The organism is Spirillospora sp. NPDC046719, from assembly GCF_040645715.1.
GTDB lineage: Bacteria > Actinomycetota > Actinomycetes > Streptosporangiales > Streptosporangiaceae > Spirillospora.
Genome location: NZ_JBEYYT010000243.1, coordinates 1 through 14,078 on the forward strand (window position 1 = coordinate 1; position 14,078 = coordinate 14,078).

Here is a 14,078-nt window from a genome sequence, read left to right on the forward strand (position 1 = left end):
GTGTACCCCACACCTTCCCCCCCCCCCCCCACTCCCTCACCCCCCCGCCGCAGCTCTCCCCGTGCTGGGGTCACCCCCCCGGGGGGGGGGGGGCGGCCCCGCCCCGCCTCCCGGCTGCGGCGCACGGTGATGTCGACGATCGTGCTGACCGTCACGCCCACCACCACGTAGATCACGAGCTGGAGCACCGCCTCCGGATGCTGCACGGTGAACTTCCCGATGGGCGGGGTGAAGTAGTAGTTGAGCAGGAGGGATCCGCCGATCGCCGCGAACAGCGCCGGATACAGCCCGCCCAGCAGCGCGACGCCGACGACGGCCGCCTGGAACAGCAGGATGTCGCTGGCCAGGGACAGCTGTTCGCGCAGGTGGACGAGCAGGACGGTCAGCAGCGGCAGCCCGGCCGCGGCCAGCGCGAATCCCGCATTGCGGCGCGCGGCCGGAAGCCCCGCCGATCTGCGCGCCCTCCACCGGCGGCCCTGGTTGGTCTCCTCGTGGGTCACCAGGTGCACGTCGATGGTCCCGGACTGCGCCGTGGTCGTGACGCCGACGCCGCGCGAGAACAGCTGGGCGACCCGCCCGCGCCGGGACGCGCCGAGGACGAGCTGGGTGGCGTTGACGCCGCGCGCGAAGTCCAGCAGCGCGTCCGGCACGTTCGATCCGACGACCTGGTGGTAGCTGCCGCCCAGGCTCTCGGCCAGGGCCCGCTGCCGGGTCAGGTTCGCGGGGCTGACGTCGGTGAGCCCGTCGTTGCGGGCGACGTGGACCGCCAGCAGGTCGGCGCCCTTGGTGCGGTCGGCGATGCGGGCGGCGCGGCGGATGAGGGTGTCGCCCTCGGGGCCGCCGGTGAGGGCGACGACGACGCGTTCGCGGGCCTCCCAGGTGCGGGCGATGCCGTGGTCGGCGCGGTACCGGTCGAGCTGGTCGTCGACCTTGTCGGCCAGCCAGAGCAGCGCCAGCTCGCGCAGCGCGGTGAGGTTGCCGACGCGGAAGTAGTTGCCGAGTGCGGCGTCGATCTTCTCGGGGGCGTAGATGTTCCCGTGCGCCATCCGGCGGCGCAGCGCCTCCGGTGCCATGTCGACGAGCTCGACCTGGTCGGCGCGGCGGACCACCTCGTCGGGGACGGTCTCGCGCTGCGGAACCCCGGTGATCTGCTCGACGACGTCGTTGACCGACTCCAGGTGCTGGACGTTGACGGTGGTGACCACGTCGATGCCGGCTTCCAGGATCTCCTCGATGTCCTGCCACCGCTTGGCGTTGCGCGAGCCGGGCACGTTGGTGTGCGCCAGCTCGTCGATCAGCGCGACCTGCGGCCTCCGCGCGGTGACGGCGCCGGTGTCCAGCTCGGTGAAGCTCGTGCCGCGGTAGTCGAGTGTCCTGCGCGGGACGATCTCCATGCCTTCCAGGAGCGCGGCGGTGCGCGGCCGGCCGTGGGTCTCCACGAAGCCGACCACCACGTCGGTGCCCCGTTCCCGGCGGCGGGCGCCTTCGGCGAGCATGGCGTAGGTCTTGCCGACGCCGGGCGCCGCGCCGAGATAGACGCGCAACCTGCCGCGCCCCATGCACACCTCCATCGTGAACGCCCGTGGTGGCGGGCCACCGGATCGGTTGTCCGGGGACCCGCCACGGCACCGGGCTCGAGCGGGATCAGCCGCGGATCGGGTAGGACCGGTCGAGGGCGATGTTGAGCTTGAGGACGTTGACGCGCCGCTCGCCCATGAAGCCGAGGTCGCGGCCGTCGGTGTTGTCCTCGACCAGTCGCCTCACCTGGGCGGGGGTGACGCCGCGCGCCTTGGCGACGCGGTTCACCTGCAGCGAGGCGTAGGCGGGCGAGATGTGCGGGTCGAGGCCGCTGCCGCTCGCGGTGACCGCGTCGGCCGGGACGGCGGGCTTGGCGGGCGCGGCGCCCTTGACCGGCACGACCAGGCCCTTGGCGTAGTCCTCGCCGTACTTGGCCAGCTCGACGGGCACTCCCTTGTAGGCGGCGATGAACGGTGCCTTCACCACGCCCTGCTCCTCGTTGAGGCTGACCACCCGCGTGGGGTGCGGGACGGTGCCGTCGGCGGCGCGGTGACCGAACACCGCCAGGACGGCTCCGGCGCCGCCCGGCGTGCAGAACGGCCGCGCGCCGCTGACGCCTTCGAGGTCTCCGACGGCCTTGCTGCGGGCGCAGACCTGGGTGAGCAGGCTCTGCTTGGCGTTCTCGTCCTCCTTGCCGGCCGCGATCAGCTTGGGGTCGGGCAGCGTGTCGACGACGTCCTCGGGTCCTAGGTTGCTCGCGGACGTGGCGGTCGGGTCGTAGCCGTCGCCGGCGTTGGACGGGCGGCTCTGGAAGTACTGCTTGAGCGGCTCGCCGCCGGAGCCGGTGAACGACTGGCCGATGAGCGCGCTGCCGACCGTCCGTCCGTGCAGGGAGACGTAGGAGCCGTCGGCGTGGTGCTTCAGGCCGGGGATCTGGGCGACCGCGAACACGGCCAGCGGGTAGGCGACGCCGAGCAGGACGGTCAGCACGAGCAGGGCGCGCAGCGCGGCCAGGTGCTGCCGGATCCAGGTGGGATAACGCATGTCAGGACATCCCCGGAAGGAATCGGATGAGAAGGTCGATGATCTTGATGCCGGCGAACGGCGCGACGATGCCGCCGAGCCCGTAGACGTACAGGTTCCGCGACAGCAGCTGGGACGCGCTGCTGGGCCGGTACCGGACGCCGCGCAGCGCCAGCGGGATCAGCGCGATGATCACCAGCGCGTTGAACACGACGGCGGACAGGATCGCCGACTGCGGGCTGTGCAGCCGCATGACGTTGAGGGCGTCCAGCCCCGGGTAGAGGCCGGCGAACAGCGCCGGGATGATCGCGAAGTACTTGGCGATGTCGTTGGCGATGGAGAAGGTGGTGAGGGCGCCGCGGGTGATGAGCAGCTGCTTGCCGATCTCCACGATCTCGATGAGCTTGGTCGGGTCGGAGTCCAGGTCGACCATGTTCCCGGCCTCCTTGGCGGCCGAGGTGCCGGTGTTCATCGCCACCCCGACGTCGGCCTGCGCGAGCGCGGGCGCGTCGTTGGTGCCGTCGCCGGTCATCGCGACCAGCCGCCCGCCCTCCTGCTCGCGCTTGATGAGCGAGAGCTTGTCCTCGGGCTTGGCCTCGGCGAGGAAGTCGTCCACGCCGGCCTCGTCGGCGATGGCCTTGGCCGTCAGCGGGTTGTCGCCGGTGATCATGACGGTGCGGATGCCCATCCGGCGCATCTCGTCGAACCGCTCGCGCATCCCGGCCTTCACCACGTCCTTGAGGTGGATGACGCCCAGGACCCGCGCGTCGCGGTCCACGACCTCCCCGACGACCAGCGGGGTGCCGCCGGACGCGGAGATGCCGTCCACGATCTGGTGCAGGTCGGCCGGGACGTCGCCGCCCTGCTCGCGGACCCACTCGCCGACCGCGGCGGCGGCGCCCTTGCGCAGCATCCGGTCGGGCGTGCCGTCGCCGGACTCGTGCAGGTCGACGCCGCTCATCCGCGTCTGGGCGGAGAAGGGCACCCAGGTGGCGTGGGACAGCTCTCCGGGCGTGCGTTCCCGCAGTCCGTGACGCTGCTTGGCCAGCACCACCACCGAGCGCCCCTCCGGGGTCTCGTCGGCCAGGCTGGACAGCTGGGCGGCGTCGGCCAGCTCGTCGGCGTCGACGTCGCGCAGCGGCAGGAACTCGGCGGCCTGCCGGTTCCCCAGGGTGATCGTGCCGGTCTTGTCCAGCAGCAGCGTGTTCACGTCGCCCGCCGCCTCGACGGCGCGTCCGGACATGGCGAGCACGTTGCGCTGGACGAGCCGGTCCATGCCCGCGATGCCGATCGCCGACAGCAGCGCGCCGATCGTGGTGGGGATCAGGCAGACCAGCAGCGACACCAGCACGATCCCGGTGACGCCGTGGGCGTCGAGCGCCAGGCTGTCGCCGACGCCCGGGTTGACGGACTTGGAGAAGATCGCCAGCGGCTGCAGCGTGGCGACGGCCAGCAGGAAGATGATGGTCAGCGCGGCGAGCAGGATGTTGAGGGCGATCTCGTTCGGCGTCTTCTGCCGGCTCGATCCCTCCACCAGCGCGATCATGCGGTCGATGAACGACTCGCCGGGGCGCTGGGTGATCTTGACGATGATGCGGTCCGACAGCACCTTGGTCCCGCCGGTCACCGCGGACCGGTCGCCGCCGGACTCGCGGATGACCGGCGCCGACTCGCCGGTGATCGCCGACTCGTCCACGCTGGCGATGCCCTCGACGACGTCCCCGTCACCGGGGATGATCTCGCCTGCCTCGACGACGACGTGGTCGCCCTGCCGCAGGTCGGGGGCGCCGACCTGCTCCTCGCGCAGGTCCGTCCGGTCCCGGGCCCAGCCGGTCAGGCGGCGCGCCACCGCGTCGGTCTTGGCGCGGCGCAGCGCGTCCGCCTGCGCCTTGCCCCGGCCCTCGGCGACCGCCTCCGCCAGGTTCGCGAAGACGACGGTGAGCCAGAGCCACACCGCGATCAGCCAGGCGAACACGCTCGGGTTCTCGGCGGCGAGGACCGTGGTCCACAGCGCGCCGATCTCCACGATGAACATCACCGGGTTGCGCCACAGCGTGCGCGGGTCGAGCTTGCGCAGCGCGTCCGGGAGGGACTTCACCATCTGCTTCGGGTCGAGCAGGCCGCCCTGGATCCTGCCTCCGCCGCGGTGTTCCGGCGGTCGCGGCGCCGAACCCGACGCCTGAACGGTCTGAGTGGTCATGAGTGGATTCCTTCGGCCAACGGCCCCAGCGCCAGCGCGGGGAGGAAGGTGAGCGCGACGAGGACGACGGTGACGCCGACGACGAGGCCGACGAACTGCGGCCGGTGCGTGGGCAGCGTGCCGTCCGACTCCGGGGCCTGCCCCTGCCGGGCCAGCGATCCCGCCAGCGCCAGGACGAAGATCATCGGCAGGAAGCGCCCGAGGGCCATGCACAGGCCGAGCGCGGTGTCGTAGAACACGGTGTTGACCGTGAGCCCGGCGAACGCCGAGCCGTTGTTGTTGGACGCCGAGGTGAACGCGTACAGCACCTCCGACAGCCCGTGCGCGCCGTGGTTCAGCATCCCTTCCCGGCCGCTGCGGGTCGCCATGCCCACGCCCGTGCCGACCAGCACCAGGATCGGCGTGATCAGGAAGTACATCGAGGCGAGCTTGATCTCGCGGGAGCCGATCTTCTTGCCCAGGTACTCGGGCGTGCGGCCGACCATGAGGCCCGCCACGAACACCGTGATGACGGCGAGGATCAGCATCCCGTACAGGCCCGATCCCGTCCCGCCCGGCGCGACCTCGCCGAGCATCATGTTGAACATCGTCATCATGCCGCCGAGGCTGGTGTAGGAGTCGTGGAAGGAGTCCACGGCGCCCGTCGAGGTCAGGGTGGTCGCGGCGGCGAACGTCCCGGAGTTGGACACCCCGAACCGGGCCTCCACGCCCTCCGTGGCCCCGCCGACCGCGGTCGGCACCGTCCCGTGGTGCATGAGCTGGAACACCTGGACGAGCGCCACGCTGATGATCGCGAGGGTCGCCATCACCGAGACGATCGCGTAGCCCTGCCGGTCGCTGCCGACCATCCGGCCGAACGTGCGGCACAGCGCGAACGGGATGAGCAGGATCAGGAAGATCTCCAGCCAGTTCGTCCAGGGGGCGGCGTTCTCGAACGGGTGGGCGGAGTTGGCGTTGTAGAAGCCGCCGCCGTTGGTGCCCAGCTCCTTGATGACCTCCTGGCTCGCCACCGGCCCGCCGGTGATCGCCTGGTGCCCTCCGGCCAGCGTGTTCACCACGTGGTCGTTGGCGTCCCCGAAGTTCTGCACGAGCCCGCCCGCGATGAGGACGAGGGCGCCGACGAACGCGATCGGCAGCAGGATCCGCAGGCTGCCGCGCACCAGGTCGACCCAGAAGTTCCCGAGCCGGTCGGTCCGCTTGCGGGCGAAGCCCCGCACGAGCGCGATGGCGACGGCCATGCCGACGGCGGCGGACACGAAGTTCTGCACCGCCAGGCCCGCCATCTGCACCAGGTGGCCCATCGTCGACTCGCCCGAGTACGACTGCCAGTTGGTGTTGGTGACGAAGCTGACCGCGGTGTTCCACGCCTGGTCCGCCTTGACCGGCGGGAAGCCGAGGCTCAGCAGCAGGTGGTTCTGCAGCCGCTGCAGCCCGTACAGGAACAGGATGCTGAGCACCGAGAACGCCAGCACGCTGCGCGCGTAGACGGGCCAGGTCTGCTCGGCGTCCGGTCTCGCTCCGATCAGCCGGTAGATCGCCCGCTCGACGCGCGTGTGCCTGGTACCGCTGTAGACGCGGTACATGTAGTCGCCCAGTGGCCGGTACACCACCGCAAGGGCGAGCACGAGGGATCCGATGAAGATGATCCCCGCGAGGGTCGTACTCATCTAGAAGCGCTCCGGGTACAAGAGTGCGGCGATAAGGAAGATGGTCAGGATCGCGGCGAGCACGAGACCGACCGCGTTCTCGACGGTCACAGCTTCTCCACGCCCCTCACCACTAGCCCGAGCAGGACGAACACGCCCACGGTCAGCAGAACGAACACCACGTCGCTCATAGTCGTTTTCCTTGTCGAATGTCATCGCGGCCGGAACGCCCGTTACGGCGGGCCGTCCGCCGATCGCGCTGGTAAGGGATCGCATGGGGGACCTTCGCGGAACGGGGCGGCACACCGTCCGCGCCCGTGTCCGCGCGTTCCGCCGGCCACTCCTCGGGCGGCGCCGGCCAGCCGGACGCCTCCCGCGCGGGGACGGCCCGGCGCATCCGCGCGCCCGCCGCACCCGCGGCGGCGCCCGCGCCGATCAGGACCACGGCCCGGGCGGCGTCCGACGGCCCGTTCACCACCAGGTCACCGGCCCCGGCGACGTCGAATCCCGTCACCAGCGCCCAGGCCGCCGTGCCGAGCAGGGCGCCCGCGAAGGGCGGCGCGGCCAGCGACCAGCCCGCCACGGACATCCCGGTGACCGCGAACCCCACCGGCCAGGGGGCGTCCTTGAGCACGACCGTGATCACGAACGCGCACAGCACACCCCCTCCGAGCGGCCATGCGGCCGCCTCCAGGCGCTCCATCGCGGCCTCCCAGCGCGCATCACGCCCTGGCTCCTTCCAGGGCACAATGGAGTAAAGCCCCGTTTTGGGGAGAGTTGACCGACCTTGACGCGTTTTTAGCGGCGCTGGCGGCAGTATTAACGCGTTCCTAACGCCGGGGCCCCTCCCGCAGTGGCGCAGGTCACCCGCGGCCATGGCGAGCGCACTTCACAGGGGCTCGCAAAAGCGACCGGAACCACTCCCCCGCCGCATTGACGCGCTTTTAGCGCGGTCGATTATCGGAGGTCGCGAAAGCGGTTTCGCGAGTCGCGAAAGGGAGCCGGGGCCAATGACCATCGTCAGCGGCCGCCCCTCACGGCCTGTCCCGGGCGGTGGCCGGTGGCGCGGGGGCCGCGGCATACGCTGGGATCATCATGAGGACGCCGAAGGACGGCACGCTGAGCCGCCGCAGGCTGGTCGCCGGATGGGCCCTGGCACTCGCCGGGCCGCCGCTGCTGACCCTGCTGCTCCTGCCGTGGCGCGGCGACCTGGGCCTCGCGTCCGAGCTGCTGGTGTTCCTGACCTTCACCGTCCTCGTCGCGCTCGTCGGCGGGCTCGGCCCGGCGCTGTTCACCGCCATCGCCGGGAACCTCCTGACGAACTGGTTCTTCACCCCGCCCTACTACACGCTCACCATCGCCGATTTCGAGCACGTCCTGGCGCTGGTGCTGTCGGTGGTGGTCGCAGCCGCGGTGTCGCTGGTGGTCGACCTCGCGGAGCGGCGGCGCCGCTGGGCCGTCCAGGCCGGGAGCGAGTCGGTGACGCTGAGCCGGCTGTCCACCACGGTGCTGCTCGGCGAGGACACCCTGCCCGACCTGCTGCGGCAGGCCCGGGAGACGTTCGCGCTGACGTCGGTGACCATGCTGGAGCGGACGCGGCACGGCTGGGACGTGATCGGGTCGTCCGGCGACGGGTACTGCACGGACCCGCACCAGGCGGACATGCGGGTGGAGGTGACCGGCGACCTGCTGCTGGCGCTGCGCGGCCGGGTGCTGCCCGAGGCGGACCGGCGGGTGCTGTCCGCGTTCGCGCACCAGGCGGCGGCCGCCGTGGAGCGGCAGCGGCTGCAGGCCGAGGCGACCCGCGCCAGGGAGCTCACCGAGATCGACAAGGTGCGGACGGCGCTGCTCGCCGCCGTCTCCCATGACCTGCGCACCCCCCTCGCGTCGGTGAAGGCGAGCGTGAGCAGCCTGCGCCAGGACGACGTGGAATGGGATCCCGAGGACCGGGCGGAACTGCTCGCCACGATCGAGGAGTCCGCCGACCGGCTGAACCGGCTGATCGCCAACCTGCTCGACATGACCCGGCTGGAGACGGGCGCGGTCGCGCCGCTCACGCGTCCGGTGGCGGTGGACGAGATCGTGCCGTTCGCGCTCGCCGCGGTGCCGGAGGCCCGGATCGAGGTGGACGTCCCCGAGACGCTGCCACCGGTGCTCGTCGACCCCGGGCTGCTGGAGCGCGCGCTCGCGAACGTGGTGGAGAACGCCGTCCGGCACGGCACCGGGCCCGTGCAGGTCGTCGCGAGTGAACTACGCTTCGGCCGTGCGGAGGGGCGGATCGAGATCCAGGTGGTGGACGACGGGCCCGGCGTGCCGGACCACGACAAGGACCGCATCTTCGGGTCCTTCCAGCGGCTCGGGGACGCGCCGAAGGGTGCCGGAGTGGGGCTGGGCCTCGCGGTCGCCCGCGGGTTCACCGAGGCGATGGGCGGGACGCTCGTCGCGCGCGACACCCCGGGCGGCGGGTTGACCATGGTGTTCGCTCTGCCGATCGCGCAGGACGCACCGGTGGCGGAGGACCGATGACGCTGGTGCTGGTGGTGGAGGACGAACCGCAGATGGTCCGTACGCTGCGGATCAACCTGAAGGTGCGCGGCTACGAGGTGCAGGCCGCGCCGGATGGCCGGACCGCGCTCGACCTCGCCGCCCGGCGCCCCCCGGACGTGGTGATCCTGGACCTCGGCCTGCCCGACATGGACGGCACCGAGGTGATCCGCGGCCTGCGCGGCTGGCTGAGCGTCCCGATCATCGTGCTGTCGGCCCGGCACGGGTCGTCGGAGAAGGTCGCCGCGCTCGACGCGGGCGCCGACGACTACGTGACGAAGCCGTTCGGGATGGACGAGTTCCTGGCGCGGCTGAGGGCGGCGATCAGGCGGTCCGCGCCGGTGGAAGGCGGCAGCGCCGTGGTCGCCACCGACTCCTTCACCGTCGACCTCGCCGCGAAGCGCGTCACGCGGGAGGGCGCCGACGTCCGGCTGACCCCCACCGAATGGCATCTCCTGGAGCTGCTGGTGCGGCATTCGGGACGGCTCGTGAGCCAGCGGCAGCTGCTGCGCGAGGTCTGGGGCCCGGCGTACGAGACGGAGACGCACTACCTGCGCGTCTACTTCGCCCAGCTCCGCCGCAAGCTGGAGCGCGACCCGTCCCGGCCCCGTCACCTGATCACCGAACCGGGCATGGGCTACCGCTTCGAACCCTGACCGCGCGCTAACGGCCCGGCGGCGAGCCGGGCGGGCCGTTAGCGGGCGAGGCCGTCAAGAGCACATCAAGATCGACGCCGTCACCGTCAAGAGCGCGTTAAGGAATCTGTCGACGCGGCCGGGTGGGGCGGTCGGATGGGACCGTGCGCAATGTCCTGACCCCCAAGCGCCTGCTGGTCGGCCGCCCCCTGCGGAGCGAGCAGATGGGCGAGACGCTGCTCCCCAAGAAGCTGGCGCTGCCGGTGTTCTGCAGCGACCCCCTGTCGTCCAACGCCTACGCGACCGAGGAGATCCTGCTCGGCCTGAGCCTGGGCGGGCTCGCGCTGTTCCACGTCGCCCCGTGGATCGCCCTCGCAGTGATCGTCCTGCTGACCGTGGTGGTGCTGTCGTACCGGCAGACCTGCCACGCCTACCCCAACGGCGGCGGCGCGTACGCGGTCAGCCGCGAGAACCTGGGCGTGAACGCGTCCCTGACCGCCGCGAGCGCCCTGCTGGTCGACTACGTGCTGACCGTCGCCGTGTCGGTCGCGGCGGGCGTGGCCAACATCGTCTCGGCCGTTCCGGCCCTGGCCCCCTACTCGGTGGTGCTCTGCCTCGGGCTGGTCGCCCTGCTGGCCCTCATGAACCTGCGCGGGGTCAAGGAGTCGGGGGCGGTGTTCGCCGTCCCCACCTACGGGTTCATCGCCGTCATCGGCATCGTGATCGTCTGGGGGCTGGTCCGGGCGCTGCTCGGCGACACCCCGCAGGCCGAATCGGCGCACTTCGGGATCGCGGCGCACCACCAGACCACCGGGCTGCTGGCCGTCGCCCTGATCCTGCGCGCCTTCTCCCAGGGGTGCACGGCGCTGACCGGCGTCGAGGCCGTCAGCAACGGGGTGCCCAACTTCAAGAAGCCCAAGAGCAGGAACGCCGCCGACACCCTGGCGATCATGGGCGGGCTCACCATCGCGATCTTCGCCGGGATCACCTGGCTGGCCCTGGCCTCGCACGTCCGGATCGCCGACAGCGTCTCCGCCCTCACCGGCGCCCCGCCCGGCTACGAGCAGAAGACGGTGATCACCCAGGTCGCCGCCGCGGTGTCCGGCTCCGGATCGTGGCTGTTCTACCTCGTGGCCGGGTTCACCGCCGCGATCCTGGTCCTGGCGGCCAACACCGCCTACAACGGCTTCCCGATCCTCGCCTCGATCCTCGGCGAGGACGGCTTCCTGCCCAAGCAGTTCTCCCGGCGCGGCGACCGCCTCGTCTTCAGCAACGGCGTCGTCATCCTCGCCGTCCTCGCCGGCGGCCTCATCTGGATCTTCAACGCCAGCACCACCCGGCTCATCCAGCTCTACATCATCGGCGTCTTCGTCTCCTTCACGCTCAGCCAGGCCGGCATGGTCAAGCACTGGACGACCGCCCTGCGCGCCGCGCCGCCCGGCGCCCGCCACGCGCTGCACCGCGCCCGGGCGATCAACGCGGCCGGCACCGTCCTGACCGCGCTCGTCCTGGTCGTCGTGCTGATCACCAAGTTCACCCACGGCGCCTGGATCGTGGTCATCGCGATGCCGCTGGTGTTCCTGATGATGAAGGGCATCCACCGCCACTACGCGCGGATCGCCGTCGAGCTGTCGGCCGGCGACGGCTCCCTCGCGCTGCCGAGCCGGATCCACGCCGTCGTCCTGGTCTCCAAGCTGCACGCCCCGACCCTCCAGGCGCTCGCGTTCGCCCGCGCGACCCGCCCGTTCGACCTGACGGCGGTGACCGTGTCGACGTCCGCCACCGACACCACCGCGCTCGAGGAGGAATGGGCCCGCCGCGACATCCCCGTCCCGCTCAGGGTCCTGGACTCCCCCTACCGCGACATCACCGGCCCCGTGCTGGACTACGTCGGCCGGATCCGCCGCAAGAGCCCCCGCGACGTCGTCTGCGTCTTCATCCCCGAGTACGTCGTCGGCCACTGGTGGGAGCACCTGCTCCACAACCAGAGCGCGCTGCGGCTGAAGGCCCGGCTGCTGTTCCGGTCCGGGGTCATGGTCACCAGCGTCCCGTGGCAGCTCGGCTCCGCCGAGGCCGCCTTCGCCCGGCGTACCGACGAGGCGGCGCTGTCCCCCCGCCACCAGGCCGCCCACAGATAGTCGGTCGAGCTCGCGTCCGCCGGCCGCTCGACGATCTGGACGTGCCCGGCCCGCAGTGCGGGCCGCTGCTCGACCGCTTCAAAGGGCACATCGGCCTCCAAGGGCACGTTCGATCGCGCCGCTGATCGATGTCATCGCCTCGACGATCCGCCGCCGGTCGCTCTCCGAGAACGCGCCCAGCCTGGCGCGCAGCACCTCCGCCATGCGGTCCTCGATCGCCTCGAAGGCGGCGCGGCCGCGCCGGGTCAGCCGGACCGTCTGGAAGCGCCTGTTCTCCGGCGACCGGTCCCTGATGATCAGTCGGTCCGCCTGGAACCGCGCCAGGACGCGGCTGAGGTAGCCGGGATCCATGCCGGTCCGCCGGCGCAGCTCCATCACCTCGGTGACGTCCCGCTGCGCCAGCTCGACGATCACCCAGCCCTCGGTCACGGAGTACGGGGCGTTCTCCCAGCTGAGCCGCAGACCGTCCACCAGGTACCGGTACATCCGGCCGAGCGCCCGCGCGTCGCCGACGAGGTCGCCGTCACGCGACCGCACGGCGGGCTCCGGCGCGATATTCATTGACCAAGTCAAACATATGTGCCCCCGCTTGTCTCCAGCCGGCGGTTCGGGCGCAGCGCATGCCGCTCGGGCTCCGCGATGGGCAGGCAGTGCGGCCCCAGCCCGGCGGCGACCCGGCGCAGATGCTCGATCATGGCCGACGAGGAGGGCAGCCGGTACTCGCCGGCCGGCGTCGCGGCCGCCACGGTCCGGGTCAGCGACGGCTCGCTCAGCGGGCGCACCACCAGGCCGGACGGGGTCGCCGACAGCGTGAGCGACGGGGCGAGGGCGACGCCCAGTCCCGCCGCGACGAGACCTCGCACCGTCATCTGGTCGTCGGTGCGGAACGCGATCCGCGGCTCGAAACCCGCCTTCCGGCAGGCGCGCGGAAGGACGTCGATGGTCGAGCCGTGATGCACGCCCTGGATCCAGCGGTCCTCGGCGAGGTCGGTCAGCCGGAGCCGCTCGCGGTCCGCGAGCGGGTGATCGAGCGGAAGCGCGACATGGAGGGGGTCCACGAGAAGCGGGCTGAGCTCCACGTTCGCCGGAACCTCCAAAGGCACCACGGGGAACTCGTAGACCAGGGCGAGGTCCAGCTCGTACATCGCGACCGCCGCCATCGCCTCGTCCCGGTCGATCTCCGTCAGGTCGACCTCCACATCGGGGACCCGCTGCTGGAACGCGCTCACCGCCCGAGGCATCAGCGTGGCGTTCGCCGTGGTGAACGACCCGAGCCGCAGCCGGCCGCCGGAACCGTGCGCGACGGCGGCCAGGGACGTCTCGGCCGCGCGCAGCTCGGCGAGGACCACCTCGGCGTGCCGCACCAGCACCCGTCCCGCCTCGGTCAGCCGCGCGCCTCGCGCATGCCGCACGAGCAGCTGCGCCCCCGCTTCCCGTTCGAGCACGGCGATCTGCTGGGAAACGGCGGAGATGGTGAATGAGAGGGCCTCCGCGGCGCGGGTCAAAGAGCCGTGCCGCGCCACCTCCCGGAGCACGCGCAGCCGCGTCACGTCGAGCATGGCGCAATGCTAGAACCACAGTCCGGGACTCCCCCGGCTCCCGGGGAAAGGCCCTTCCCGAGCCGGACGGCGGGCCGGGTGAGACCACGCCGACCGCGATGAGGACCCGCTTGCCGCGTCATCGTTCACCTCCTGGAAACGGACGCTCGGAAATTCGGCTTATCCGCCCTGCTTTTCCCGTGTCACCCGCAGCACCGCTTTCCCCGCCAGGCGCCGGTCGCGCAATCGGTGCAGGGTCGCCCGGGCGTCGCGCCAATCGTCGACGGCCGCGATGTCCGCTGCCAGCTCCCCCGCGGCGACCAGCCGGGCAAGGTAGGCGAGGTCATCCGCGGTGCGGGGGCCGTCCAGGTCGTTCAGCACGTAGAAGCCGCGCAGAGACGCTTCCTTCGGGTAGAAGTCGCTCACTGAGAACGACGTCGCGGCGCGCGAGGAATTGCCGAAAGAGACCACGGTGCCGTGCGGCGCGACGAGGCGGAGCGCCTCCCGCAGGGACTCACCGCCGCCGGTCTCCAAGACGAGGTCGAATCCCGCCTTCACCCCTTCGACGCCGACGACGACCTCGGCGGCGCCGAGCGCGGCGAGACCCTCGCCGCGCTCGGGCCGTCCGACCACCGCCGTCACCTCGGCTTTGAACCGCCGCGCCAGCTGGACGGCGAACCGCCCGACCCCGCCGGCCGCCCCCGTCACCAGAACGCTGGCCCCCGCCAGGTCACCTCGCATGCGCAACGTCCGCAGCGCGGTCAGCCCGGCGGTCGGCAGCGCCGCCGCCCGCTCGACCGCGAGCCCGTCCGGGACGGCGGCGAGCCGGGCCGCGG

12 protein-coding genes are annotated in these 14,078 nt (G+C 71.8%); 3 read left to right on the forward strand and 9 right to left on the reverse strand.

Annotated elements, in window-relative coordinates:
• The 6 genes from ABZ914_RS32255 to ABZ914_RS32280 all read right to left on the reverse strand — a co-directional run.
• The coding region (locus ABZ914_RS32255) for a sensor histidine kinase (protein WP_500197849.1) at positions 1–1,559 on the reverse strand (1,559 nt) is incomplete at its 3' end.
• Between the two features lie 85 nt (positions 1,560–1,644).
• Positions 1,645–2,562, reverse strand: a complete 918-nt coding sequence (locus ABZ914_RS32260; RefSeq protein WP_500197851.1) for a potassium-transporting ATPase subunit C — start codon at positions 2,560–2,562, stop codon at positions 1,645–1,647.
• Between the two features lies 1 nt (position 2,563).
• Complete coding sequence (gene kdpB / locus ABZ914_RS32265; protein ID WP_500197853.1) at positions 2,564–4,741, reverse strand: potassium-transporting ATPase subunit KdpB; 2,178 nt, start codon at positions 4,739–4,741, stop codon at positions 2,564–2,566.
• On the reverse strand, positions 4,738–6,408 hold the full coding sequence (kdpA, locus tag ABZ914_RS32270) for a potassium-transporting ATPase subunit KdpA (protein WP_500197855.1): 1,671 nt from the start codon (positions 6,406–6,408) through the stop codon (positions 4,738–4,740). The genes kdpB and kdpA overlap by 4 nt, the downstream gene beginning before the upstream one ends.
• A complete protein-coding gene (gene kdpF / locus ABZ914_RS32275; RefSeq protein ID WP_190851987.1) occupies positions 6,409–6,498 on the reverse strand; it encodes a K(+)-transporting ATPase subunit F in 90 nt (29 codons plus the stop codon).
• A 76-nt stretch (positions 6,499–6,574) separates the two neighbouring features.
• Positions 6,575–7,090 carry a hypothetical protein gene (locus ABZ914_RS32280; protein WP_500197857.1) on the reverse strand — a complete coding sequence of 172 codons (516 nt, stop codon included), beginning with the start codon at positions 7,088–7,090 and terminating at the stop codon, positions 6,575–6,577.
• Positions 7,091–7,482: 392 nt separating this feature from the next.
• On the opposite strand from ABZ914_RS32280, the gene ABZ914_RS32285 reads away from it, so the two are divergent.
• The 3 genes from ABZ914_RS32285 (at position 7,483) to ABZ914_RS32295 (ending at position 11,704) form a co-directional block, all read left to right on the forward strand.
• Positions 7,483–8,913 carry a sensor histidine kinase gene (locus ABZ914_RS32285; RefSeq protein ID WP_500197858.1) on the forward strand — a complete coding sequence of 477 codons (1,431 nt, stop codon included), beginning with the start codon at positions 7,483–7,485 and terminating at the stop codon, positions 8,911–8,913.
• The gene (locus ABZ914_RS32290; protein WP_190851980.1) at positions 8,910–9,587 is read left to right on the forward strand and encodes a response regulator; all 678 of its coding nucleotides are present in this window, start codon (positions 8,910–8,912) and stop codon (positions 9,585–9,587) included. The genes ABZ914_RS32285 and ABZ914_RS32290 overlap by 4 nt, the downstream gene beginning before the upstream one ends.
• A gap of 143 nt (positions 9,588–9,730) precedes the next feature.
• Entirely contained in the window at positions 9,731–11,704 is a 1,974-nt protein-coding gene (locus ABZ914_RS32295; protein WP_500197860.1) for an APC family permease, read from the forward strand.
• Between the two features lie 78 nt (positions 11,705–11,782).
• Here ABZ914_RS32295 and ABZ914_RS32300 read toward each other — a convergent pair whose 3' ends face one another.
• From ABZ914_RS32300 to ABZ914_RS32310, 3 genes are all read right to left on the reverse strand, one after another.
• Positions 11,783–12,265: a MarR family winged helix-turn-helix transcriptional regulator gene (locus ABZ914_RS32300; protein ID WP_500197862.1), complete on the reverse strand. Its 483-nt coding sequence runs from the start codon at positions 12,263–12,265 to the stop codon at positions 11,783–11,785.
• A gap of 8 nt (positions 12,266–12,273) precedes the next feature.
• Positions 12,274–13,263: a LysR family transcriptional regulator gene (locus ABZ914_RS32305; RefSeq protein WP_500197864.1), complete on the reverse strand. Its 990-nt coding sequence runs from the start codon at positions 13,261–13,263 to the stop codon at positions 12,274–12,276.
• Positions 13,264–13,422: 159 nt separating this feature from the next.
• The coding region (locus ABZ914_RS32310; RefSeq protein WP_500197866.1) for a zinc-binding dehydrogenase at positions 13,423–14,078 on the reverse strand (656 nt) is incomplete at its 5' end.